Source organism: Sporomusa sp., assembly GCF_035561255.1.
Lineage (GTDB): Bacteria > Bacillota > Negativicutes > Sporomusales > Sporomusaceae > Sporomusa.
Map to the genome: position 1 here is coordinate 1 of NZ_DATMXX010000007.1, position 25,818 is coordinate 25,818.

A 25,818-nucleotide genomic window follows, 5' to 3' on the forward strand; every position below is an offset into this window, starting at 1 on the left:
GGTTATAATTTCTAATTTTGTTATATAACGTTGCCAAAGATATATTCATCAGGCTGGCGACTTTACGTTTTCCTGCAACAGAACAGCCATAAGTCTCAAGGTATTTAATAATTATCAGTTTTTCATTATTTGCCGCATGTGGCTTGCTTATATATACTTGCGGTAAACGAATATCCGTTTTTTTGATGGTGTTACCCTCACAGAGAAAAATTGCCCGTTCAAGAACATTCTCCAGTTCCCGCACGTTCCCTGGCCAGGAATAGGCCTTAAGCATAACCACTGCTTCAGCAGCAATCCCCTGAATGTGACTTCCAACCCTGCTGCTAATTTTGTGAATCAGAAATTGGGTGATACACTCCAGGTCCTCAATACGCTCCCGCAGCGGCGGAACATTGATGTTAATCACATTGAGCCGGTAAAACAAATCAGCCCGGAATTTTCCCTGACCAATCAGTTCCATCAGATTACGGTTAGTGGCAGCAATAATCCGGACATCGACCTTTACTGATTTTGTGCCGCCAACCCGTTTATACTCTTTGTCTTGCAGCACCCTCAGCAGCTTGGACTGCAGACCCAGGTTCATGTCACCGATTTCATCGAGAAATAATGTTCCTGTATGAGCTAAATCAAATAATCCGGGTTTACGGGAATTAGCCGACGTGAAAGCCCCTTTTTCATAGCCGAAGAATTCGCTTTCTAACAATTGTTCGGGAATTGCTGCACAGTTTACAGGAATAAATGGCCGTGTGCTACGCTTACTCTCCTCATGGATGGCGTGAGCAAAGATTTCTTTACCGGTGCCGCTTTCTCCCTGAATAAGAATAACCATATCACTAACAGCCGCTTTGCGGGCAACTCCTATCACCTCTTGTATTTGGAAGCTGTTACCGATAATATCCTCGAACTTGTACTTAGCTGAAGCCAAGCGCCCGACTTTACCATCAAGCAGCGCAACTTTCTGCTTATTTTCTGCTAACTCCCGGCTTAAACGGCACAATTCCGTAACATCATAGGCCACAGTAACCGCCCCGTAAAAACTCCCATTAATATAAATGGGGCCGGCGTTGCTAATAATCTCCACCTCTGTACCATGAGGGTGATTACGGATATTCTTAACTGCCGTTCTTTGTTGCAATACCCGGGCCATGCCACCGTCCGGCGAAACCTCATACACACTTTTACCCAGCCGGTCTTCCATTTTGAGGTTGGTCATTGTTAATAAGGACTGGTTAATAAAAATTTCCATGCCCTGGGCATTAGCAATTTGAATTCCCTCTACCGTAGAGTTTAATGCCTGGAAAAATACCTCCCGCTGCAAAGCCTGTTCTTCCAATTGGGTGATAAAACTCCACACCAGTTTCCCTACATTGCCTGCCAACAAAACAATATTTTTCTCCTGTAATTTTTGCCGTAATGCAGGTAAAAATGTTTCTACTTCTTCAAAGGTTAATAAAAATCCGCCTTCAATCTCAGCACTGAGCTTCTCCACATCGGAAACTACCTTTGCTTCAAAATAACTGCTTATTACCTCCTTCATATTTGTTTGTTGCCCGCCACCAGTAATATATACGGCGGCAACATTTAAACAAAAAGGTTTGGGGCCCCAGACACGAATAGCTGACAATAAATCCTCTGCCGGCATAATCATTCCCCAGGCCCCTTGTAAAAATGTACCTTGCATACAAACCACCTCAACTCAACTTCCCGGATATCCCTGCATCCATTACCAATATCACGACTATAACTTGCCAGATAACAACAATAGGCGTTGAATAACGCCTATTGTGCTACAATTCACACCCTAACAAGCATTAACCTTAAAACTCAACTGATAAACACTTGTTATAGTGTGTTCCCTAATTTTGTCCAGTTTCCTGCTCTGCTTGCTTCTAACCAACAAAAAATTACAAAAATCCCCTTTAATAAATAACACAGACTCCATTATGTTACACTTTCGCAAAACAATCGCCATGCACTGTATCTCCAACAAGGATAGTCCGTTTATCCTTTAAATTCAAGATATAAAAAAGAAGATCTTCTCAGCATATACTAACCTGCCATACCGAGAACAGATCTGCTAGAATTTCGCAACATATTATAGAATCTATCGGGTACGCTAATGTTATATATTGGCTAAACGCATTCAGGGCTATCCTTGAATTACAAGAACCCCCTAGAAACATTAAGCTTCTGGGGGGTTCTTGATAGCGTTTAACCAGGATAGGTAATCTCTTTTGTTTAGATTCTTTATAATCCCAGCTGCTGAAAACCATAATTCAATAGCCGGGTTGCATCCTCCCAGCGCCGCTCACTGTTTAAAACAACGGCAATCAACTGAACATCATTACGTTTGGCAGCAGCAACGACACACTCACCGGCAGCATCGGTGAAACCGGTCTTTACCCCGTTAGCTCCCGCATATGTAGCCAACAGCTTGTTGGTGTTTCTGGCATGGGTGATGCTGCCCCGGCTGACAAAATGAACATCATATTCCCGGGTGGAAACGATGTTGGCAAACACGGGATTCTGCATACCGTATACGGTCATTAGTGCAAGATCATAAGCGGTGGTAAAATGATTGACCGGGTCCGGCAAGCCGTGAGGATTGCTGAAGTGGGTCCGAATTGTACCAATCTTATCAGCCTTATCATTCATCATCTGGACAAAGGCCGGTATCGAACCTGCGACATTCTCAGCTACGGCTTCGGCGGCGTCATTCCCGGAAACAAGCATCAACCCATATAATGCCTCCCGCAGTGTCAGGCGGTCACCGGCACGCAAGTCAAGACTCGACCCTTCACACACTGCCGCTGTCGGGCTGACAATAATAACGCTGTTTGGATCACCCTGTTCCAGCGCCGTAATTAAGGTCATGATCTTGGTGGTACTTGCCGGGTACATAACGTTATCCAGATTTTTTGCATACAATACCCGCTTGTCACTAGCCCTCATAACAACGGCAGCTTCTGCCTCCACCTGCGGCAGCACTGCAGCAAATGCAACATTAACCCAGACTATGACAGTAATAAATACTGCAATCGCTGCCTGTCTCCTCATTTTTAACATACGCCTCCAGACCTAAATAATCCACACTACATGCCATCTAATACAACGCGTTAAAATATCAGACTGCAAACTTCCTTATTGCGGAATATATATTTCTACAGCAAATTGCTAACTCCTCCCACCAAAGTGCCCATATTTTTCAATTATGAGCTGAATTCAAGCGCCAGCAGCAGGACTTTTTTAATGCTTAGCAATATTTCTTTATTGGATTTCATCTACTGGAATTCCGGCTATAAAAAGGGATAAGGGTGTATGAGGCGAATATTACCTTTTATCCGTTTGAGAAAGGGGTGCCCGAGTTTGTTCAGATATATGGCAAACCGTATTTTTAGCTCTTTACTTGTTTTGCTGGCGATTATCACAATTACTTTTCTCTTAATGCATGCTATCCCAGGCGGGCCCTTCACCAATGAAAAAAACCTCCCCGCCGCAGTACTAAAAAACATTGAAGAACACTACCGCCTCAACGACCCTTTATGGAAACAATACACAGATTACTTAGCTAATCTAGCCCGGCTTGATTTAGGGCCGTCCTTTAAATATGCAGGCCGTTCGGTCAATGACATCATCAGCGAGAGTTTTCCTGTATCCCTGCAATTAGGCGCCGTAAGTATTGGCCTGGCTGTCTGCCTCGGTATTCCGGCAGGTGCGATTGCAGCCTTGCGCCAGAATAAATGGCAGGACTATGCAACCATGTTATTTGCAACAATTGGTGTGTCGGTTCCCAGTTTTGTCCTGGCTACCGTGTTGGTCTACGTATTCGCTATCAAGCTCGGTTTATTGCCTGCTGCCATGTGGGGCGGTATCGAATATGTCATTATGCCGGCCCTGGCCTTAGCCGTCCACCCGATGGCCTTTATTGCCCGCCTCACCCGCTCAAGCATGCTGGAGGTCCTCGCCCAGGATTATATTAAGACCGCACGGGCCAAAGGCCTGCCGCAGATAGTCATTGTCTATCGTCACGCGTTAAAAAATGCCCTGATTCCGGTAGTCACTTACATCGGACCGATGACAGCCTCAGTACTGACGGGAAGTTTTATCATTGAGAATATCTTTGCCATCCCCGGCTTAGGCCGTCATTTTGTTACAAGCATCTACAACCGGGACTATACTGTGATTCTCGGTGTGACCGTATTCTACAGCGTATTAGTAATTAGCATGAATCTACTTGTTGATCTTATCTATCCGCTGCTGGACCCCCGTATAAAACTAACCGGGAAACAGGAGGGCTGAAATGCAATTACGTAGCGATTCATTTGCGCCCCTCAACCGCAGCAGCCTGCGCGAAACCACGCTCCGCCCAAGCACGACTTACTGGCAGGATGCCTGGCAGCGTCTAAAGAAAAACAAACTGGCCATGATTAGCCTGTATACTCTTGCCGTGATTATTACTATCGCCATTATTGGTCCCTGGCTCTCCGGTTTATCCTACTCTGATCAGGATCTCAGTCAAACCAATAAACCACCGAGTGCCGGGCATTGGTTTGGCACCGACAATCTCGGCCGGGACTTATTTATTCGTGTACTGTATGGTGCGCGGATTTCCTTAGCCATCGGCATTGTCGCCAGTCTGATCAATCTTACCATTGGTGTTATCTATGGTGGATTAGCCGGACTTTTAGGCGGCCGGGCCGACAGAATCATGATGAATATTGTTGATATTCTGTATGGCATCCCCCTGCTGCTCTATGTGATCTTGCTCATGGTTGTCCTAAAACCAGGGCTGACCAACATTTTTATCGCCCTCGGCATTGCGTATTGGCTGGGCATGGCCCGGATCGTCCGCGGCCAGATTCTAAGCCTCAAAGAGCAGGAATATATTTTGGCAGCCCGGACTCTTGGTGCAGGTACCTGGCGTATTCTCTTGCGGCACCTGATCCCCAATAGCCTGGGGCCAATTATCATTACTATGACGCTGGCTATTCCTGAAGCCATCTTTGCCGAGGCCTTCTTAAGTTTTATCGGGCTGGGCGTGGCTGCGCCTATGGCAAGCTGGGGAGTACTCGCTTCCGAAGGGGTGACCAGCTTACGCTCTTATCCTTTTCAGTTGTTCTTTCCCGCAATGGCCATCAGCATCACGATGCTGGCCTTTAATTTCCTGGGGGATGGACTGCGCGATGCGCTTGATCCCCGCGTACGGCGCTAGGAGGTAAAACATGAATCCGTTATTAGATGTGCAAGAGTTGGCTGTTTCCTTTGCTACATACGCCGGTGAGGTAAAGGCTGTAGATAACATTAGTTTTCAGGTCTTTCCCGGGGAGACTGTCGGCATTGTCGGTGAATCAGGCTGCGGTAAGAGCGTAACGGCTCATGCTGTCATGCAGCTTATCACCACACCTCCCGGCAAATATACGAACGGAAAAATCATATTCGAAGGCACAGATCTCCGGCAAAAGACCGAGGCTGAAATGGAAAAAATCCGCGGTAATGACCTGAGTATGGTATTCCAGGACTCAATGACCGCCCTTAATCCAGTGCTTACGGTTGGCATGCAGATTGCTGAATCCTTACAATTGCATCAACACATGAACAGAGCGGCTGCCTACGCCCAGGCCATTGAGCTGCTCCGGTTGGTAGGTATCCCGTCCCCTGAGCAGCGCGCCGGGAACTATCCCCACCAATTCAGCGGCGGTATGCGCCAACGGGCCATGATTGCGATAGCACTTGCCTGCAAGCCCAAGCTGTTGATTGCCGATGAGCCCACAACAGCCCTTGATGTAACCATTCAGGCCCAGATTCTCACTTTACTGAAAGACCTCCAGGCCAAGCTGCATATGTCCATTATTTTTATTTCCCATGACCTTGGCGCCATCGCCGGCATCTGCAGCCGGGTCATCGTGATGTACGCCGGTAAAATTGCTGAAGCAGGAACGGCTGAAGATATCTTTTATACCCCCCGGCACCCTTATACCTGGGGGCTGCTAAAATCAGTACCACGCCTGGATGCCGGCCAAAAGCAAAACTTAGCCGTCATTGAAGGACAGCCGCCCAACCTCCTGCAGCCACCGAGTGGTTGCCCCTTCCATCCCCGCTGTCCTCATGCCATGCGTATCTGTACAGAGTATTATCCTGAAACAACACAGCTCACCCAGGTTCACCGTGTAAACTGCTGGCTGCAGCATGCCAGCGCCCCCAGGCCGGAGGTACAGATCAATGGAATCTAAGCATATCCTGGAAGTACGCAATCTTAAAAAATATTTTACCGTTAAAACTGACTTCTGGGGACGCCCTGCGGCGTGCCTCAAAGCGGTGGATGATATAAGTTTTAACATAAGCCGGGGGGAGACACTCGGACTGGTAGGCGAAAGCGGCTGTGGCAAGTCTACCACCGGCCGGACCATTATTCATTTATATAAACCCACAGCCGGAGAAATACTGTTTGACGGGAAGGCTATTGACAGCCTGTCGGCAGAAAAACAGTTACGCCGGGCTATGCAAATGATCTTTCAGGACCCCTACGCCTCTCTTAACCCACGCATGACTGTCGGGGACATTATCGGCGAGCCGCTGGACATCCACGGCCTGGCCAGCGGTTCCGGGCGGGCAGACCGGATCGCCGAACTGCTGCAGATGGTTGGCCTCAACCCCGGTTACGCCAGCCGGTTTGCCCATGAATTCAGCGGCGGCCAGCGGCAGCGAATCGGAATTGCCAGGGCACTTGCCATTGAACCAAGGTTCATCATCTGTGATGAACCGATTTCGGCCCTGGATGTTTCAATTCAGGCCCAGGTAGTTAACTTATTGGAACATCTTCAGGAAAAGCTGGGACTGACCTATTTATTCATTGCCCACGACCTGGCCATGGTGAAACATATCAGCACGCGTGTGGCGGTCATGTACCTTGGTAAGATTGTGGAAATAGCCGGCAGCACTGAATTGTATAATAAGCCACAACACCCCTATACCCAGGCATTGCTGTCAGCCATCGCTATCCCTGATCCGTTGGTGGAGTCCAAGCGCCAACGACTGCTCCTGACAGGGGACCTGCCTAACCCCATTAATCCCCCCTCAGGCTGCCGGTTACGCACCCGCTGCCACTGCGCCATGCCGCGCTGTGCCGAACAGGAGCCAGCGCTTATCGACATCGGGGCAGGCCATATGGCTGCCTGTCATTTACACCCAGGACACTAAGGGTGCCGGCGGCTGACGCTGTTAACATACTACTAGCTGCTGCACCAGTACACAATACAAGTAATCTGTTAAAGGAGTCAACTATGGAAGGGCTACGCAAAAGAATCCAGACCATCTTAGATCAGGTTCCCTGCCGTTCAGCCATTGTGATTATTAATCACAGCACCGGGACCAGTCTGGAGCTGCATCCGGATAGGGTATTCCCCGCAGCAAGTATGATTAAGATCCCGATTATGATTGAGGTTATGCGCCAGGCAGCACTAGGTATTATCTCCCTGGATGACACTATTGAGATAAACAGCCAGCTGCAAACAGGCGGCGCCGGAATTCTAAAAGAACTGCGCTCAGGGTTAAGGATGACTGTGCGGGAGCTTGTTACGCTGATGATTATCCTCAGTGATAATACCGCTACTAATGTACTCATTGATCTGGCCGGTATGAGTTCGATCAATACAACCATAACCGGTCTGGGGTTACGTTCAACAGTGCTGCGGCGCAAGATGATGGACTTCGCAGCAGCCAAAGCGGGCCAGGAGAACCATACCTCAGCTGCTGATCTGGCCTGCTTGTTTTCAGGCCTGGCCAGTGGCAGTTTTCCTATGCCGCCTCACTACAACGCACTGATGCTTGATATCCTAAAACGGCAGCAGGTCCGGGATAAACTGCCTTTTTACCTGCCTGAAGACATAGTTATAGCTCATAAGACTGGAACCTTGCCCGGGGCAGAACATGATGCGGGAATTTTATTTGTACCTGGCGGTCCCTATATTATTTGTATTCTTACTGCAGAGCTTACTGCCAATTATGAGGGTCTTCAATTGGTAGCCAGTATTGGCAAAACTATCTATGATTACATATCTTAAGGAGGAGTAACAATGTCATGTAAAAAACTCTGTACAGCCTTGCTGATGTTGACACTGCTGGTAACCCTGACAGCAGGCTGCGGCAAATCCGGCTCCAGCACAAATGAACAGGTATTTCGCTATGCCCTGGAAGCAGAGCCTGCAACCCTGGACCCGGCCAAGTCTACAGCCATTCCGGAGTCATTGGTGGAACTGCAGATCTTCGAGGGATTAACCCGGCTTGATGCCAAAGACCAGCCGGCACCCGGTGTAGCCGAAAAATGGGATGTCTCTCCCGATGGACTAAAATATGTCTTCCATTTACGCGCTAATGCCAAGTGGTCAAATGGCGAACCAGTCACCGCTCAGGATTTTGCTTTTGCCTGGCAACGCACTTTAAGCCCGGAAGTGGCTTCCGAAAACGCCTATATGCTGTTCCCGGTTAAGAACGCGCAAGCCTATAACGAAAAAAAGCTGACAGCCGATCAGCTAGGCGTAAAAGCCCTTGATGACCGGACACTGGAGGTTACACTGGAAAAACCCACAGCCTATTTCCTCAGCTTAGTGGCCTTTCATGCTTTCTATCCTGTTCACCAAAAAACAGTAACCGCCAGTCCTGATAAATGGGCAAATGAGGTCACCACTTTAATCGGTAATGGCCCGTTCAAAATCAGCAATTGGACTCATAGCGGCAAAATTGATTTTATTAAAAATGATCAGTACTGGGATACCGCTGCTGTTAAGCTAACAAAAATGGAGTGGCCAATCAGCGATTCCCAAACCACCCGGTTAGCCATGGTGGAAAATAATCAGGTTGATATGATGGTAGAACCACCTGTTGTCGAACATGACCGGCTCACCCAGGCAGGCTTGCTTAAAATATCCCCATATCTTGGCATATACTACTATGTCTTTAACACCCAGGCGGCTCCCTTCGATAATCCCCAGGTCCGCAAGGCTTTCGCGCAGGCTATTAGCCGTGAAGCGCTGGTTAAGAACGTGATCAAGGGCGGAAAAAAACCGGCTTATGCCTGGGTAGCTCCCGGACTCACTAACCCGGCTACAAGCAAGGATTTCCGTGAAGAAGGCGGCAATTATGCGATTGAGGATGCTGCCCAAGCCAAAAAACTGCTGGCAGAAGCCGGCTATCCTGATGGCAAGGGACTGCCGCCTGTTACCCTGATGTTCAATACCAGTGAATTACATAAATCAATTGCCGAGGCCATGCAGGAAATGTGGAAACAAAATCTGAGTGTGGCAGTGAATTTAACCAATCAGGAATCGAAAGTATTCTTAGAAGCCAGAGACCACGGTGATTACCAGATTGCCCGGGCTTCCTGGGTCGGGGACTATGCCGATCCTATGACCTTTATTGATGTCTTTAAAGACCCCGATAATGATGCGAATTATACAAACCCGGCCTATAACCGTCTGGTTGAACAGGCTCAGTCCACGCTTGACCAGAAGGTCCGGATGCAGGCTATGCATGATGCTGAGAAAATCCTCTTTGACGATGCCGTAATTATCCCCATCTACTACACCACCCAGCCCTTTATCACCAAACCCTATGTTAAAGGCTATTTCTGGTCCGTATTAGGCTTGGCCGACTTTAAGACTGCCTATATTGAGAAATAAGACTTAGCCGCCCTTGTCGATAAACACAACAGTCTTTAATTCAAACAGGGATGTGCCGTTTACCACGTGCATATCCCTTTACACTGATGCTATATATTCCGCATAAAAGAAGTTTGCAGGCGCAGGCAGGTGATGTATTGACAACGCTCCACCGCTGGCGCTTGACTTCCGCTTTTGCCAACACACCACCCGCCTGCAAAACTTTAATGCGTTGTTATAGCACAAGGAGATGACATGTATGGATTCTATTTCCCGGATTATACCCCGCCGGCTCTGCCCGGGGGATACGATCGGCATAATCGCCCCTGCCGGCCCCGGTAATCAGGAATTGACTGCCACCGGGATTAAGTGGCTGGAAGAACAGGGATTCCGGGTGCAGCTGGGAGCCACAGCCGATCAGGAACTGGGCTATCTGGCAGGCTCGGACGCGCTGCGCGCCGCTGACCTTAATGCCATGTTTGCATCACCTGCTATTCAGGGGATCATCTGCCTCCGTGGCGGGTATGGCACCATGCGCTTATTAGAGCTTCTGGACTATGAGCTCATCAGGAAAAATCCCAAAGTGTTTGTTGGCTACAGTGATATTACGGCCCTGCATACCAGTATTGGTCAGCGTACAGGCCTTGTCACCTTCCATGGACCCATGGCAGCCTCCGATATGGGCAAAGAACTGCCACTGTATACCTGGCAAAATTTTTTCCGGGCTGTGGCAACACCTGAGCCGCTTGGGCCGATTGTCAACCCGCCCCTGGTCCCGGCGCCCGAATTTATCGTACCGGGAACAGCTGAAGGCTGCCTGACCGGTGGCAACCTCAGTCTAATTTCGGCCACTCTGGGCACACCCTATGAGATTGATACTTTTGGCAAAATCCTCTGCCTGGAGGACGTTGGTGAAGCACCCTACCGTATTGACCGGATGCTGACCCAGCTACTACTGGCCGGAAAACTGCAGAGTGCGGCCGGAATTGTGTTCGATGTATGTGCCGATTGTGAGATAGAAGCCAAACCGCCTAGTTTTACTGTTGAAGAAGTACTGCGGGACCGTTTGGGTGGCTTGGGTATACCGGTACTTACCAATTTGTATTTTGGGCACACTGCAGACAAGGCAACACTGCCCCTGGGGATTAAAGCAACACTGCGAACCGAAGACGGCGGACTGATCATCACAGAGGCAGCAACAACCGGGTAAATAGTGCACAGAGCTGTTAACAGGAGGGATACAATGGACAAAAAAACTCTGAAAGAGCAAGTGATCTCGATTATTGATAACATGGCTCCCGAGCTTAAAGAGATCAGCCTCTTTCTCCACACTAATCCTGAGCTGGGTTGTCAGGAATACCAGGCAGCCCAGCTCCTTGCCAAAGCTGCTGAGCGCCACGGCTTCTCCCTGGAGAAGAATATCAGTGGTTATGAAACAGCCTTCATTGCCCGCAAGGGTGTCAGTGGGCCAAGGATTGCCTTTTTAGCCGAATATGATGCCTTGCCCGGGCTTGGGCATGCCTGTGGCCACAATCTCATTGCTGCTATGAGCTGGGGCGCAGCGGCCGCCTTTGCGGCAGTGGCCGCTGATCAGGCTGTGTCTTATTTTATCGGCTGCCCGGCTGAAGAGACTACCGGGGCAAAAGTTGCCATGGCCGAAGACGGCGTCTTTGACAACCTAACAGCAGCGCTTATTGTCCATCCGGCTGCCACTAACACTATCGGTGGCACCTCTTACGCCACCCACCCGCTTAAGGTAACCTTTCATGGCCGCCCGACGCATGTTGCCAGCAAAACCGATAAAGGCATAAATGCTTTGGATGCCCTGGTCATGTTTTATCAGGGACTGAAGCCATTACGCCATACCTTTACACAGGAGACCATTCTGGCAGGTATTATTATCAACGGCGGCACGGCCCCCAACATTGTGCCTGAAGTAGCGGAAGCCAAACTTACCGTCCGGGCATTATCCTCAGCCTACCTGGAAGAAACAGTACTGCCGGCTGTACGCAGACTGGCAGACGGGGTGGCTGTGGCTACCGGCACTACCGTAACTGCCCTGCATTACGAACCGTTGTTCAAAGAACTGATCAATGACCCGCAGCTCCTGCCTCTGTTCCAGAGCAACCTGGCGCTGTTAGGCGAAACAGCGACTGTGCTTGGCCCGGAGGCTGCAGGCGGTTCTACCGATGTTGGCAATGTCAGCCACCGGGTTCCTACCCTCCATCCTGACATTGGCATTGGCTGTAACCTTGTCGCCCACACACCGGATTTTGCTGTTGCGGCCGGTTCTGATTATGCCCAGGCTCGCTTGTTGGTAGGGGCCAAGGCGATGGCAATGACCGCGATTGATTTACTGGATTTGTAAGCTACAGAAATAAAGAAGCATTATTTATCGTGAATGATAAATAATGCTTCTTTATTTCTATGCCCTATATTGGAATCCCGATTTAGCAACTGCATTCGTCAGAATAGTTTCTCTGGCGGATTACTGCTACTGCAATAGCGACTGTTTGTTATAAATTGAACCTCTGAACAGTGAGTTGCAGCTCTTCTGCCATTTTCGCAAGGCTTTGGCTGCTTGCTGCAATCTGTTCCATCGAGGCTGATTGTTCCTCTGTTGATGCAGATACTGTCTGGGTCTGCCCGGAAGTGTTTTTACTCACTGCATTAATTACCTGAATTGCGGACACAAGCTGTTGACTGCCTTGACCCATTTGTTGTACACCTGCGGTGATTTCCTTACTCTGGGTGGATAATTCACTAATAAGTGTTGCAATCTGCTGGAAGGATTCGCCGGCATTGTTTACCACCTGGGTCCCCACGCCAACCTCTTTTGTGCCATCATTCATTGCTACAACAGCGGCATTAGTCTCTGCTTGAATCTCATTAATCAAATCGGCAATTTTCTTAGCCGCATCCTGAGACTGTTCGGCAAGCTTGCGAACCTCCTCGGCAACAACGGCAAAACCTCGCCCTTGTTCACCAGCTCTCGCTGCTTCAATTGCTGCATTTAGGGCAAGAAGGTTAGTCTGACCGGCAATACCGGAAATAGTATCAACAATCTGCCCAATTTCTTTTGATCTTTCGCCCAGTTTTGCCACAACAGCCGCAGAATTATTAACAGTATTCTCGATATTACCCATTTGATTAACAGCTACTGCAACTATATCAAGGCCCTCTTTGGCAGCGCCGGCGGTTTTGGCAGACGTACTCTCCGAGGTGGAGATATGTTCGGTTACCTGTTGTATACTTGTTGATACTTGTTCTACAGTAGTCGTTGCATCCTCAATTGACTTTTGCTGCTGCTCCGCGCCTTGGGCAACCTCAGTAATAGCATTAGCCACCAGACTGGCGGTTTGCGCCGATTGTTCCGAAATCGCAGTCAGCTCTTCAGAGGCCGCCGCCACTTGCCCGGCGCTTTCACTGATCTGGCTTACTATCATTTTGAGTTCTTGCTTAAGGCCGGTAATCGTCTTGGCCATATCACCAATTTCGTCATTTCTGACAGAGAAAATATCTTCTTGGGTTAAGTTTAGTTTTCCGATTTCGGTTAATTGACTGTTTAAATTTCTAATCCGGTTTGCCAGGTTACGTCCATACCAGCCGGCAAGCACCACAATCAGTATACCGATGATGAGACTAACGGTAATAATAATATTTCTCTGGGACTGCGAGGCTTCAAGCACTAACTTGTTATTGCTGTTTAAAGATTCCTCTTGCAGCTGGAACATCTTTTCCATTTGCGGATCAACCCGCCCGGCGATTACCGTCCAGTCATCGATTACCTTATTTAGATTAGGATCATTCTCTTTTTTCGCCTTAAATAACTTGTCAGACATCATAGTGTAGCCGGCCAGTAATTGTTCCAGTTTTTCAGCTTCTGCTTTAATCTCCGGCTTTTTAGTTGCAGGAATCCAATTCTTTACAATCTCATAACTCTTCTTGCTGGCCTCAACGGCATCTTTTTCAAAGTTTACATTGCCATAAGCAATGAACCCGCGTACGTCACTCATGCTCTTATGATATTCATCCTGAGCTGTTTTCATCTGAATAGTTCTTGCCGTGGTATGGGTAGTGAGCCCATAAAATCTGTCGACAATATCTGCCGAAACATATAAAGAATAACCGAGTAAAGTTAAAAACACAAAAATTGGAATACCAAATGCTAGCATAACCTGTACTAAAAGTGGGGTGCGTCTACTACTCATTAAATTTCCTCCAAATTCTAAGTTTCTAAGAATATTTTTCGACATATTCCAGCAATTTCCTGCATAATTAGATAATAAATTCACAAATGCCAACTTTTTATTAGGATGATTAACTACGGTCCAACCACTAGTCTAGCATCTTACATAACACTTGCTCTCTGAGTAGCAAAGAAGCAGGTGACTAAAAAACAAAAGGTTAGACCAGCAGGGAAAATTGTCCTGCTGGCCTAACCTTTTTGCTATTATACTGCCATAAACTAGTAGCCAATCACTTCGTCCGGTCTCCACCACAGGACAAAGGTTTTGGTTTTCCTAAGAAGCTTGAACCCTCCGTCTTGCTTTGGTATTAAATAACGGTCAACGTTGCTGCGGTACTGCTCTTCAAATTCCGGGAGAATCTCGCCGACAAAACGCAGATCTGCATAGGCTTGTTCACGGGAAACATAATCACGCTCAAAACCGTCATCCACAACAACGATATTCGGGTTCGCCCCCATGTCATACACCATGTTGAACATCATGTTGTAGCCAAACATGCGGGCAGCAGGATCATGCGGCATTTTTTCCTGCCCAATACCTTCAAGAAAGTCTAGCTGTATTTCCCGGAGACTGGGGGCATTTGCCCAACCCAAAATATAGACATATTTTCTGGCAATCTGGTTGATTTTCACTAAATCGGAAAATCCCACTGAGCGTGAGGCAATGGCAATATCATATTTGCCAACGTTTTCAACCGCGTCTTTCGCCAGCCAGTTCGATCTCATTGGCGTAATATTGTGGACTCCTTCGCTCCTGGCATTTTCCATGCATTTTGCCAGCATCTCCTCGGAAACATCCAAGGCAGTGACACTCTTTACCTTTTGAGCTACAGGAACAGACAACCGTCCTGGTCCACAGCCGATGTCGATTACCGAGTCCTCTGCAGACAACAGCATCTGCCCCACCTGTTTTTTGGTAAACTCCTTTTCAAGTTTCGCCATTCCGTCATACATACCGGCAACACTGCCCCATTGTTTTTCTTGAGCAGCCTCATCCATATTGGCAAATGGCATTTTCCGGTACTTTTGCAAAGCTTCCCAGTTAATTAATCCCTTCATCTTTACACCTCTTTAACATCAGCCGATTTATTTTTTTCAACCCTCCCGGAACCGGCTAAACCTTATCCTTACCGGGCCGGAGGTTTTCCATTGATTATTCTGTTTGCCTCTTCTGCCGAAAGATCATAATTTAAAAAAGTCCGGTAAAAAAAGCGGGTTTCCTGAACGATGTCAATATCCTGAAACTTATCCGGATGCAAAATTTTTGCCGCCCACTGAATTTGCAACGCTTCCTCCGCACCGTACCGGTCCCAGAAAAAAGCCCCCTCCGGGTTGATATACACCTTCCCCGTTTGTACCGCCTTAAGTCGCCGCCACTTTTCATCCTGTAAGGTTCCGTTCAGCGCTCTCGCTCCATCTTCCACTCCGTTCAAGGCCAGTGCCGTATTGCCAAATATAATAACGTCGGGATTCCATGTTATCAGTTGCTCCATCGATACTTCGCCGCCGGTTTCCGCGGCATTGATTCCCCCGGCAACCGTTATCCAGGCATTAATGATAGTATCCCTGCCGTCTACCATTAATGGTGCCAGCCTGGTAATATGGATCACTTTCGGTTTTTGTTCCCGGGGAATCCCCGCAGTTATCCCGGTTATCCTGTTGAGGTTGTAATCCAGGTAAGCGATATATTTTTCCGCTCTCTGCTTTGCTTCCTCGCCAAGAATGACACCGGTTAACCGGAAGCACTCTTTCAAACTGTCAAAATCATTAAACATCAATTGAACAACCGGAATCTTTAAATCAGCTATTTTTTGGGCGCTTTTATTATTCAGCGGCGTAAAAACAATGTCCGGTTTGGCGGCCATCAGGGTTTCCAGATTTACACCAGTAGTATCAAAAGCCGTAACCGCCTGACTCATTTGTGGATTAACGACCTTCATCCAGGGCCGTTGTGCCGCCGCAGTCGTCGTCGCAACGATTTTATCACCCGCCCCCAGCATGCACACAACCTCATTGTGAGCAGGCCAGGCATCACCAATCCGTTTAATCTGCGCTGGTATTGCCACTTTTGCGCCACTTGCATCGGTAATCGTGATTTGTTTGGGATTTACTGCCGGTTGAGCCTTAAAAGCATTCTGGCATCCGGCTAGGAAAATGAGTAAGATAAAAATGCCGCCCAACATGGTATGCTTTCCTGTTTTCACCGTATCACCCCCTGCTTTTGCCTTCCGGGCACCTGTTCCTGTTAAAATTTCTTGCTGATCTCTACCCCGTATTCGGCGCCGGCATCATAATAGTTCATGCCTCTGCCATAACGCCGGTCGGTGATATTGCGCCCATACAGGGTGAGTTTGGTACGTTCATCCAGGTCTTTGCTGATGTTGGCGTCGATAACGGTATAGCCGCCTAACTTAGTGGCGTCTCCCATAGAACTTGCAAACCGGCTGAGGTGCAGCAGGTTGATATTGGCCGCGATATCGGCCTGCCTGTAGTTCAGCGCCAGATTGTAGCTGTTATGCGGTATATAGCTGTCATCCAGGGCGTTGCTGGAAGTAAAATAAGAATATCCGGCTTTATAGCCAAACGTGTCAGACAAACGGCCATGCACCGACAGTTCCAGCCCTTTGCGCGTCAGATCCCTTCCGGTATAGGTAGTTACATTCATGCCATTCTCTGCATCGTAATACGTTTTTCCCGTAGCAACCCGGGCATCATTGATATCATATAAAAATGCCGTCAGCGAGGCATTGAGAGCCTTGTTATAGCTGGCCGTAACGCCTGTTTCATATTTATAACGCACTTCTGCATCAAGCAGCTCGTTGTTTTCGGTAAGAAGATACCTGCCGGATGGCTGACGCGAGTAGGAGAAACGCGAAGACAGTTTATAGACCGGGTCCAACTGATAAGCGGCTCCCAGGGATAAGCTGACAGCTTCTTTATCCCATAGTTCCCCGTATGTCGTGTCGTATTGTATGTTGCTGCTGCCGCTGGTGTTGTTTGCAAAATATTTGGCGACGCCTTTAGTAATATGTTTTTTGTCCAGCCGCGCCCCGGTATCCAGCGTCAGTTTATCATTGACCCGCCTCTCCCCGTACAAATAGTAGCCGTACAGTTCCTCCTGGCGTTCATAGCCGGCCTGCCCCTGCACCCCGGTCGGCGAATGCCACCACATGGCCTGGACGCCGAATTTCAGCGTATCCCGGCCAAAGTTCAGCGTATGCGCAAGATTTAATTCGCGCAGGTATTCGTTTTCTTCCCAGCTCGGCTTTATTGACGGCGATGATACCAGCGCAATCCGGCTGGACCGCACCGAGCTATAGCCAAAACTAAAGGTCGTCGTGTGATTTTCATCCCAAAGTTTCGCCGCATTTGTTGTAAACAGCGTCGTATTAATGGGATCCCATTTGCCCAGGCTGGTGTAGCGATTGAGGTAGCTGCCGTCCGCGTTAAACCATACCTGCTGGCCACTCCAGCCATTGTTGACAATCAGGGTCGTGTCGGCAAACCAGTCTTCGCCTTTATCGCCGGCCTTAAAAAAATACGTATCAAAATTTCTGCCGTTAAACCAGCCAGACCTGCCGTCGCTCCTGTCTTTTGCGTACCCCAGCGCATAATAAGCGCTGTCACCGGTTTTATCGCCATGCACGATGCTGAATTTTTCCGTATCAAAAGTACCGTAACTCAGCTTGGCTTTGTCGACAGGCTCGGTTACAGCCAGGGTTTTGATGATAATGAAACCCTGGCTGGGAGAGCCTCCCTTGGCAGTATTGGTGGCAAAATTGGCAATAGGGCCCAGTGTCAGGATGGAGGCGTCCCGGACAAGGGTGATGGATTCGATCAGGTCAACCGGCAGATTGGCCAAAATACGCGAGGCCTGAGTGTCGGGTAAATAGACTCCGTCAATGATGATCCCGATATCATCGCCGCCGCGCGCCTGGACTTTGTAATAGCCCTTATTACCCCAGCGCGTACCAATAATCCCGGTGCCGCGTTCAAGTATTTCCAGCACATCTTTGGGATGCATGGCTTCAATAGCTTCCCGGGTAATGACTTCCGTCGCCGCCTTGCTGCTTTCCGGAATGGCTAAACGGCTGTAGGCCGGTGTTTCCTCCTCTGCCTTTTGTGCCTTTACCATGACCGTCGACATTTCAGTGTCTTTAGCGGCAGCTGGTTCTTCCGCCCAGGCAGGCACTACCGCACCGACCATAGTGGACAAAACAATCGCTGCAACTGTTTTTCCCATCTTACTTTTTTTCACACCGCTTCACTCCTGTTAAATAATATATCTTTATCCCGCCTTTTCCGCTGTGGAAGCTGTCTGGGCAGACAACGGGATGCAAGCAGACGCATCTTGTCCATCATTTAACTGCAAATGAACAATTTGCACATTGACACCATAAGTGTCTTTTAAATATTGTTCGGTAATCACCTGATGGGGAGCGCCGGTTGTAAGACTGCCGTTCTTTCCTATTGCAGCCACTTTTGACCCGTATCTCAGCGCATGGTTGGGATAATGGGTGGTCATCAGCACGCCGATGCCGGATTTTGCGACCAAGTCGCGGATATAGTCCAGGACCCGTATCTGATTGCCAAAGTCCAGACTGGAAGTAGGCTCATCCATAATCAGAAATTCCGGCTGCTGCGCCAAGGCCCTGGCGATCAATACCAATTGCCGTTCGCCGCCGCTGATGCGGGTATAGATGCTGTCGCGTAAATAGCCTATGGATAATGTCTCCAGGGCCTGGCCGGCTATTTTCATATCGGCGGACGATGGCGATCCAAACAGTCCCAGGCGGGCGCTCCGGCCCATCGCGACCACATCAAGCACGGTAAACGGAAAGGGTGGTGTGTGGGCTTGGGGAACATAACCGATTTTTGCCGCCAGCTGCGGCTGGGACCAATTGGCAATATTCTCCCCATTCAGCAATATTTTCCCGGACTGAATTTTCAATAACCGTAAAATAGTTTTGAATAACGTGGTCTTGCCTACTCCGTTAGGTCCCAGCAAACACATGAAATCACCGGAATGAATTTCAAAGGAGATCCCTTCAATAACCGTTTTGGCTCCATAGCCACAGGAAATATTGTCAACTGTAAGAATCATGCTGCCACCCCTTGCCGACTGTTAAGCCCATCCTTTTCGTGTATGTAAGAGAAGATAGAGAAAAAATGGCGCCCCGATTATCGATGTCAAAATCCCTAAGGGAACTTCCACAGAGAACATCGTCCGTGCTAAATCGTCCACCAGCAACATAAATATACTCCCCATAACGATTGAGACCGGGAGTAAAATTTTATAATTAGGCCCCACCAGCAACCGGGACAAATGGGGCACCACCAGGCCCACCAGACCGATGACTCCGCTAATGGCCACTGCCGACGCCGTCACCATTGTTGCGCAGACCACAACAATAATCCGCAGCCGGACGGTATTCACCCCTAAGGCTTTAGCCTCTTCATCACCAAAAGACATAACATTCAAATTCCAGCGCAGCAGTGTCAGCACGAACAGTCCGGCCACAATCGGAACAGCGGCCAGATACACATCACGGTCGTTAACAGAGGCCAGGCTGCCCATCAGCCAATAGGTAATGGCCGGCAGTGCATCGTTGGGGTCGGCCACATACTTAATCAATGAAACAAACGAAGTAAACAACGTTCCTATGATAATGCCCGCCAGGATCATGACCAGAATCGTCTCGCCTTTTTTTCCCAGCCAGAGGGTAATCAGGTATGTTGTCGACACGGCCAATAAACCAAAGGCAAAGGCTGCCAATTGAATGCCAACGGCATTAAACGCCAACAGGATTGCCAGGGCTGCACCAAAACTGGCACCGGCTGTCACGCCTAAAATTCCGGGGGAAACCATTGGATTGCGGAACATCCCCTGGTAAGCGGCACCAGCGGCTGATAAGGCCGCTCCCACCAGGATAGCAGCCATAATTCTCGGCAACCTGATTTTTAGCATGACAATTTCCATATCCTCGTTCCAAAATGGTGTCAGGTGAATGATTTTTGACAGAAGAATCCCCAGGGCGATATCCGGAGCAATCGGATATCGCCCTACCAGGAAAGATAAGAAAAATATAGCGGCTAACACCATAATTAATATAGAAAGTTTTATTGACTCTGCGGACTGCTCAGTTACTTTGGCCATGTTATCCCCTTCAATCCCACACAACCGTTATGAATAGACCTACGCCATCCTCATCACGGCTGTTCAAAATATCCCGCCTCAACCGTTTGGCTTTCCATACCCGCTTCCATACCGGGCTGCCGGCCGCCCTGTCAAAGCTTCCTGCTGATCACACTCCATTATCCGAGTTCAAAAATAACAGGTACAACGACCCAAGCCGGAACCGGGCGCCCGCCTTGGTAGGCCGGGCTGAAGCGCCAGCGGCGCAGGCCGTTGACAGCCGCCTGATCCACGCTGCCATAACCGGAGCTTTGCACAATTGCCGTATCGCCGACTACACCTTTTTCGAGGATTAAGACCCGCACACGTACCGTTCCCTCCCAGCCGCGCAGCCTGGCTTCTTCCGGATAGGACGGCGGCGGACCGTCAATAACATAGGGAAGCCGGCCTGCTCCGCCATATGGTGAGCTTGAGCTCCCCTGGGCGTCATTGCCCTTGCCGCTAACAGACTGGCTGGCCGTATCAGTGCCATTACCGGCCTGTCCTATTTTTTCTTGCACCGGCATTTTTTCACTTACAACATTACGATCAGCAGTGGGAGCAGTATCAGAAAAAACCGGATCGGCTTCAGGCGCCGGCGAAGGCCGGCTGTCAGGAACTGGTGCATCCCGGCTTGGCGGTGAATTGGGCTCTGCCGCTTGTACCGGCGCATCAGCAGGATCGTTCCCCATGTTATACTCACCCAATTCCACTTCTATCGGCAGCAGCGGCTCCGGCAAAGCCTCCGGTTTATCCCGGAAATAAAAAAAACTAATGCCTGCAACAAGCATCAGATGGACAGTTGCGGACAGGCAAAGTGCGATTCCCCAGCGTTTTTGCATCATTGCAGCCACTTTTTGTTTTCTATAGCAATTACTGTTGGGGCAATGTCGGCCGTTTTACTTAGCATCGCCACTCCAGATACCAACACCGGTTTACCATTCAAGCCAACACGTCCGTTCTTGTCTTTCATGACCACAGCATTTCCCCGCCTCCGTAACTGTCAAAATACCTATTCAATTCCTTCTTCTGAGGGTTAATAGGGAATATCAAATTACTGGACAAATTACCATATTATACTTATTACGATATTACAATTACAAACATAAGTCAACACATTTTATGAATTCAGTTTATTATTGTTCATTTTTGTTTGTTTTTGTATTGTATATCCATAGAAGAATTAAACTAAAAGTCAGGAAATGCATACCCAAAAGCAATTAACTATAAAAAGACTGCAAGCAAATAAACTAGCCCCTAATAATAGACACTTTTAAAGAAGTGCATTATCAGGGGCTCAGTTTAATATATATATACCCAAGTTGACCTTGACAGAATGTAACCGCCCGCCATTCCTGCAGCCATCTGCTTTTCGGACCAGGCGCACATGGCAATCAGGCGACTGGTCGCTTGCTACTCAAGCTTTGGTATTTCCATAACATCGAATAATGCTTCGGCCGGGCTGGACATGAGAAACTCGGCAATCTCTTCTTTTAAGAGGGTAAGCCGTAAAGCATCGGCTAACGTCAGGGTATCATCATGGGTTTTATAGGCAAGGGTGATAAATTCCGCCGGTAAGAGTCCGTGTTTTAAAGAAAAAATACGTTTCTGGCCATTGTAGGTTATCTCAAAATAATATCTGCCGCCATAACCATCGGCTGCATCAGGAGCGTTTTTGGTGAGGGCAGTCTTGGGGTCAATCAGCATCGTTGACCGCGTTTTTGCGCGGGTAACCATTTCGAAGCCGTCAATAATACCAGGGCCCTGGACGCCAATCATGATGGAAAAATTTTCGCGCGAGGGTGTTTCATCCGGAGAAAGCTGGCTGAAAGCAAGTTCCATCAGCTTAAATGCCATTGCTACACCACCGATAAACTCCCGCCCGTGGTATTTCACCAGGTCCTGAAAGGTTATACTGAGCACATCATTGCGGTCTTTAATTAGTAATACCGGCTCCATAGTTTCCTCCTTTACACTTATTGTTTTATATTATTAAAATCCTGCTAAATAAATTTTTTAATAGATTTCACATAGAAATAGCCTGATAGTTCCAGATAAAATCAGCCAGGTCTAGCTCGCGGTCAAATCGCTGAAAGGCTGATTCTGCCTGCTGCGTTTGGCTGGGGAAAGGTTTTTCGCCGCCTGTCAGTATACTGCTGCCCGGATAAGCACCCACGCCGGTCCCGCTGTCGCATCCGGCAGCACAATTATAGACCTCCAGCAGGGTGGGCAATGCTTGCTTATCTACCAGCGCCGCCTGATAGTCTGCGAGAAAGTTGTACACTGAGCCGGTCCCGCTGATTTTCTGATATCTCCCCGCGGGAAGATACTCAGCAAAACACTCACAAACCCCGCCATGAGCACCAAGCGTCAGGCCGTTACCTTCGTACGAATCAGCAAAATCAACCGGTTCATAGTTGGCCAGGTTGATGCCGGCCGTATGGAGATATTGCTTCAGGCGGTTAATTGTGACACTATATTTGATCCCATACTGATTGGTCCGGTGCCGGCGTATCTCGCCACGCTTGGCGATACAGGGCGATAAGAAAGCCAACGGCTCTCTGACAGCAGTATATTTTCTCAGGTAGATGGCTGTACACTGGAGCGGACTGTATACCGGCATCAGATGTTCCTGTAAGCGGGGGGCATGGTTAATAATATAGTTGTTGACTGCCGCACAGGGGGAGGAGATAAAAGGAGTGTTCTTCCTGCGCCGCAATATTTGAAGATAAGCCCATATTGTAATATCAGCCCGCAATAGAACGTTATAGAAAGATTTAACCCCTAAAGTCTTCAGAAATCCAAACAGCTGCCGGTAATCAGGGAAGTGTCGCCGCACTGCCGGCGCCACCAGCAGTGACAACGTTCTGCCTGCAGCCAACTCATCCAGGAAAAGTTCAATATCATCCTGATAGTCAACCGCTTTGTGCGGACAGCGCTGGTAACAGGCACCACAGGCAATACAGTCCTGATTAACAATCGGTTCCACCGACAGACAGCCTGGATTTGTATAGCTATTGCCGAGCGGACAGGATTTCAGGCAGGCCTTACAAGTACGGCACTGGCGATCAACCACGCTGATTTCTGTTTGGCGCAGCAGTGGTGTCATTGTGCAGACTGGCGCCTGAGCCCCTGCCGCCTGGCTAATACCACAAAACATAAAATACCTCCTGCCGCCCCGGTGATCAACTGGGGCCAGCTCAGCATCATTTTAACAATCATTGCTAACTTCTCCGGCATATTGACAGCCAGTAACAGCCATGTCACCGAAAAATAAAGGCCGGCCATCTTTAACCCTGAGGCTGCGGCAATAGCTACCCAGCGATTGGTTGACAGGAATATTCTATACCCTGTGATGTACAGGATATTCGCAGCAGCCACCGGGATAATCAATACCGGGACAGGTAGAGCCTGCTGGAGATACGCAATAACGGGGGCGGTAACCCCCAGAATCATGGCCGCCTGCCAGCCGGCGGTTTCCACAGCGGCAAGCAGGCAGGCATTGACAGCACTACCAATGACAAACATGGATACGAACGCAGGTACAGGTACAAACAGGCGCAGGGATTGAAATATAAACATCAGAGCCAGCAATAAGGCTGCTCTCGTCATTTTACGGTACATGTTACCCTCCAGGGTTCAGACAGTGCTCCTTGGGGATGCACAGAGTCTGCGATTTTGCTTAGAATTTCATCCGGATTTCGCTATGTACAAACGCTCCCTGCAAGCACAGGTCATCATCTTTTTTATTAAGCAGATTCTCAACCCCTACGCTAAGCGTATGATTTTTAGTAAGTGTTTTTTCCAGGTTGACATTCCAGAGTGCATACGATTTGTTTTTACCGCTATCATAACCGACATCAGCATACAAAAAATCACCATAGAATTCGCACCAGAGATTGGCCCTGACTGAGTCGTGGTCATTATAAGACAGGCGTGAGGCCAGCTTATGCCGGGCCCGGTTTACTAACCGGGTTTTTTTTTCATCATTAGTAGCATCCAGGTTTGTATAATTAGCTGACCAGGAGAGGGTGTCTGACAGGGGGTAACTCAGTTCGGCCTCTACGCCCTGCATGGTGACTTGGCTAATATTTTGATAAGTCAATTGATTGCCTGAGGGCAACCGTACCTCATCAATCATATTATCAAGCTTATTAACAAAATAGGTCAGCTTGCCTGTGGCCTTCCCCCAGTCCTGTTCCAGTGAGAGCTCATAGGAATTAGATTTCTCGGTTTGCAACTGATCATTACCTAACAATGTTATATTGGTTCCATTCCGGTTGACCGAAGAATTAATATATAGCTGGTTAGGTGTGGGGCTGCGGAAGCCTTTGGCAACATTAAGTTTAAGCCTTGAATCAGGCGTGGCTTCATAGGTAAGGCCTACCTTCGGACTAAGATTGCTTTCAAACTTGTTGCTGTCGTCATAACGCAAGGATGTGACTGCCAGCAGCTTGGGCGATACCTGCCATTGATCCTGGACGTATAATGCGGAATAATCAAGATCAATGCCAGACCCTGCCTGGGTTATACCGCCACGGGTGATCGAGTAAATTCCCTGGCCGGTCTTAACCCCGGTACCCCGAAATTTTTCCGGACGGTATTCACCGCCGTAGGTCAGGACATGCTGGGTGCCGGCCTCCCGGGTCAGCCGGGCTTCAAAACCGGGCACGGTACGGTGGGAGTCCCCAAAATTCATTAACTTCGAAGTAGCCACATTATACACATCAAGTTTCTTATAATACTCGGACAGGTACGCCCTCAAAAAAACAGAGTCATTGGGGGCCTGCTGCTTATTATAGCTTAGTGAATACTCATAACGCTCATTATTATCATTGATATTGGTTTTAATCTGCACTCCTGAGGGATTTGTCTTATACGCATATTCACGGGTATCCTCATTCATATATCCTGCTGTTAACGAAACAGTTTCTTTCTCCGATAGCTGGTAATCCAGGCGGGCGCTTATATTCTCCCGCTCGCCATAGGGCGCATAGGTTGTCCCATTGCTTTTGAAGACGGCATTATTCTCCAGCCTGGAACCGGATATGGTAACACCGGTTTTACCCTGTATCCCGGAATCATACGTAAATTGATAACGGTCTTTGGCTCCCCGGTCACCGCTGAAGGCCCCGTGGTCCAGGCTGACACTAAAAGCTGGCTCAGTCGCCCGTTTGGTGATAATATTGACCACCCCGCCCATAGCTTCTGTACCGTACAGGGAGCTAACAGGCCCGCGCACAATCTCAATGCGTTCGACATTCTCCAGTGATATCCGGTCCAGCTCATAATTCTGATCAATCTCAGAGGATATGCGTTTGCCGTCGATAAGGATCATTGAGAAACGGGAATCAAAGCCGCGGATTGAAATGGCATCCCGCCCGGTTGAGCGGTTCAAGCTGACACTAGTGGCCGTACTGATCACATCTTTCAGCGTATGAGCGCCGCGGGCCCTGATATCTTCCTGACTTATTACCTCTACCGATGCCGGGACTGCTTTTTTCTTCATATCAGTCTTGGTTGCCGTAACAACGACCTCGTCCAGGGCAAATTCATCAGGCGTAACCGACTGAGCATAAGCGTGGGCTGTGGAAAATGTCAGTGCGGTTAGTGCTAAGATAGCTGTTTTCTTCATGGTGTCTTCCTCCTCATAAAAATTAAAATAAATACAAATATTTTTGAGACCACAGAAATAATCTTCCAATAAACGATAATGAAAACCTTTATCAATTGCACTTAGG

22 protein-coding genes are annotated in these 25,818 nt (G+C 48.6%); 8 read left to right on the forward strand and 14 right to left on the reverse strand.

The window, feature by feature from the left end:
- Window positions 1-1,681, reverse strand: a 1,681-nt coding sequence (locus VN379_RS00340) for a sigma-54 interaction domain-containing protein (protein ID WP_325529661.1), incomplete at its 3' end; no start/stop codon positions are given.
- 566 nt (window positions 1,682-2,247) lie between these two features.
- Window positions 2,248-3,057: a D-alanyl-D-alanine carboxypeptidase family protein gene (locus tag VN379_RS00345; protein ID WP_325529663.1), complete on the reverse strand. Its 810-nt coding sequence runs from the start codon at window positions 3,055-3,057 to the stop codon at window positions 2,248-2,250.
- A 309-nt stretch (window positions 3,058-3,366) separates the two neighbouring features.
- Between VN379_RS00345 and VN379_RS00350 the strand changes: the two genes are divergently transcribed.
- The 8 genes from VN379_RS00350 to VN379_RS00385 all read left to right on the forward strand — a co-directional run bounded on the left by VN379_RS00350 (window position 3,367) and on the right by VN379_RS00385 (window position 12,021).
- Window positions 3,367-4,299, forward strand: a complete 933-nt coding sequence (locus VN379_RS00350) for an ABC transporter permease (RefSeq protein ID WP_325529665.1) — start codon at window positions 3,367-3,369, stop codon at window positions 4,297-4,299.
- Window position 4,300: 1 nt separating this feature from the next.
- Window positions 4,301-5,212: an ABC transporter permease gene (locus VN379_RS00355; RefSeq protein ID WP_325529667.1), complete on the forward strand. Its 912-nt coding sequence runs from the start codon at window positions 4,301-4,303 to the stop codon at window positions 5,210-5,212.
- Between the two features lie 10 nt (window positions 5,213-5,222).
- A complete protein-coding gene (locus VN379_RS00360) occupies window positions 5,223-6,230 on the forward strand; it encodes an ABC transporter ATP-binding protein (protein ID WP_325529669.1) in 1,008 nt (335 codons plus the stop codon).
- Complete coding sequence (locus VN379_RS00365; protein ID WP_325529671.1) at window positions 6,220-7,197, forward strand: oligopeptide/dipeptide ABC transporter ATP-binding protein; 978 nt, start codon at window positions 6,220-6,222, stop codon at window positions 7,195-7,197. The genes VN379_RS00360 and VN379_RS00365 overlap by 11 nt, the downstream gene beginning before the upstream one ends.
- Window positions 7,198-7,280: 83 nt before the next feature.
- Window positions 7,281-8,060, forward strand: coding sequence for a serine hydrolase (locus VN379_RS00370; protein ID WP_325529673.1), 780 nt, complete (start codon window positions 7,281-7,283; stop codon window positions 8,058-8,060).
- Window positions 8,061-8,072: 12 nt separating this feature from the next.
- Window positions 8,073-9,674, forward strand: a complete 1,602-nt coding sequence (locus tag VN379_RS00375) for a peptide ABC transporter substrate-binding protein (RefSeq protein ID WP_325529675.1) — start codon at window positions 8,073-8,075, stop codon at window positions 9,672-9,674.
- A 238-nt stretch (window positions 9,675-9,912) separates the two neighbouring features.
- Complete coding sequence (locus tag VN379_RS00380) at window positions 9,913-10,863, forward strand: LD-carboxypeptidase (RefSeq protein ID WP_325529677.1); 951 nt, start codon at window positions 9,913-9,915, stop codon at window positions 10,861-10,863.
- Between the two features lie 33 nt (window positions 10,864-10,896).
- On the forward strand, window positions 10,897-12,021 hold the full coding sequence (locus tag VN379_RS00385; RefSeq protein ID WP_325529679.1) for an amidohydrolase: 1,125 nt from the start codon (window positions 10,897-10,899) through the stop codon (window positions 12,019-12,021).
- Between the two features lie 148 nt (window positions 12,022-12,169).
- On the opposite strand, the gene VN379_RS00390 is transcribed toward VN379_RS00385, so the two are convergent.
- The 12 genes from VN379_RS00390 to VN379_RS00445 all read right to left on the reverse strand — a co-directional run bounded on the left by VN379_RS00390 (window position 12,170) and on the right by VN379_RS00445 (window position 25,712).
- Window positions 12,170-13,864: a HAMP domain-containing methyl-accepting chemotaxis protein gene (locus tag VN379_RS00390; protein WP_325529681.1), complete on the reverse strand. Its 1,695-nt coding sequence runs from the start codon at window positions 13,862-13,864 to the stop codon at window positions 12,170-12,172.
- A 257-nt stretch (window positions 13,865-14,121) separates the two neighbouring features.
- Window positions 14,122-14,961, reverse strand: a complete 840-nt coding sequence (locus tag VN379_RS00395) for a class I SAM-dependent methyltransferase (protein WP_325529683.1) — start codon at window positions 14,959-14,961, stop codon at window positions 14,122-14,124.
- A 68-nt stretch (window positions 14,962-15,029) separates the two neighbouring features.
- Window positions 15,030-16,106, reverse strand: a complete 1,077-nt coding sequence (locus VN379_RS00400) for an ABC transporter substrate-binding protein (protein ID WP_325529685.1) — start codon at window positions 16,104-16,106, stop codon at window positions 15,030-15,032.
- A 41-nt stretch (window positions 16,107-16,147) separates the two neighbouring features.
- Window positions 16,148-18,160 carry a TonB-dependent receptor plug domain-containing protein gene (locus VN379_RS00405; protein WP_325529687.1) on the reverse strand — a complete coding sequence of 671 codons (2,013 nt, stop codon included), beginning with the start codon at window positions 18,158-18,160 and terminating at the stop codon, window positions 16,148-16,150.
- A gap of 30 nt (window positions 18,161-18,190) precedes the next feature.
- The gene (locus VN379_RS00410; protein ID WP_325529688.1) at window positions 18,191-19,006 is read right to left on the reverse strand and encodes an ABC transporter ATP-binding protein; all 816 of its coding nucleotides are present in this window, start codon (window positions 19,004-19,006) and stop codon (window positions 18,191-18,193) included.
- 21 nt (window positions 19,007-19,027) lie between these two features.
- On the reverse strand, window positions 19,028-20,059 hold the full coding sequence (locus VN379_RS00415; protein ID WP_325529689.1) for an iron ABC transporter permease: 1,032 nt from the start codon (window positions 20,057-20,059) through the stop codon (window positions 19,028-19,030).
- A gap of 158 nt (window positions 20,060-20,217) precedes the next feature.
- Window positions 20,218-20,922 (reverse strand): energy transducer TonB, encoded by a 705-nt coding sequence (locus VN379_RS00420; RefSeq protein ID WP_325529690.1) that lies wholly within the window; start codon window positions 20,920-20,922, stop codon window positions 20,218-20,220.
- Window positions 20,919-21,056, reverse strand: a complete 138-nt coding sequence (locus tag VN379_RS00425) for a hypothetical protein (protein ID WP_325529691.1) — start codon at window positions 21,054-21,056, stop codon at window positions 20,919-20,921. Before VN379_RS00425 ends, VN379_RS00420 begins: the two co-directional genes overlap by 4 nt.
- A gap of 434 nt (window positions 21,057-21,490) precedes the next feature.
- The gene (locus VN379_RS00430; protein ID WP_325529692.1) at window positions 21,491-22,036 is read right to left on the reverse strand and encodes a hypothetical protein; all 546 of its coding nucleotides are present in this window, start codon (window positions 22,034-22,036) and stop codon (window positions 21,491-21,493) included.
- Window positions 22,037-22,103: 67 nt separating this feature from the next.
- Complete coding sequence (locus VN379_RS00435) at window positions 22,104-23,237, reverse strand: [Fe-Fe] hydrogenase large subunit C-terminal domain-containing protein (protein ID WP_325529693.1); 1,134 nt, start codon at window positions 23,235-23,237, stop codon at window positions 22,104-22,106.
- A complete protein-coding gene (locus tag VN379_RS00440; protein ID WP_325529694.1) occupies window positions 23,183-23,701 on the reverse strand; it encodes a hypothetical protein in 519 nt (172 codons plus the stop codon). The genes VN379_RS00435 and VN379_RS00440 overlap by 55 nt, the downstream gene beginning before the upstream one ends.
- A gap of 58 nt (window positions 23,702-23,759) precedes the next feature.
- On the reverse strand, window positions 23,760-25,712 hold the full coding sequence (locus VN379_RS00445; protein WP_325529695.1) for a TonB-dependent receptor plug domain-containing protein: 1,953 nt from the start codon (window positions 25,710-25,712) through the stop codon (window positions 23,760-23,762).
- Window positions 25,713-25,818 lie beyond the last annotated feature (106 nt).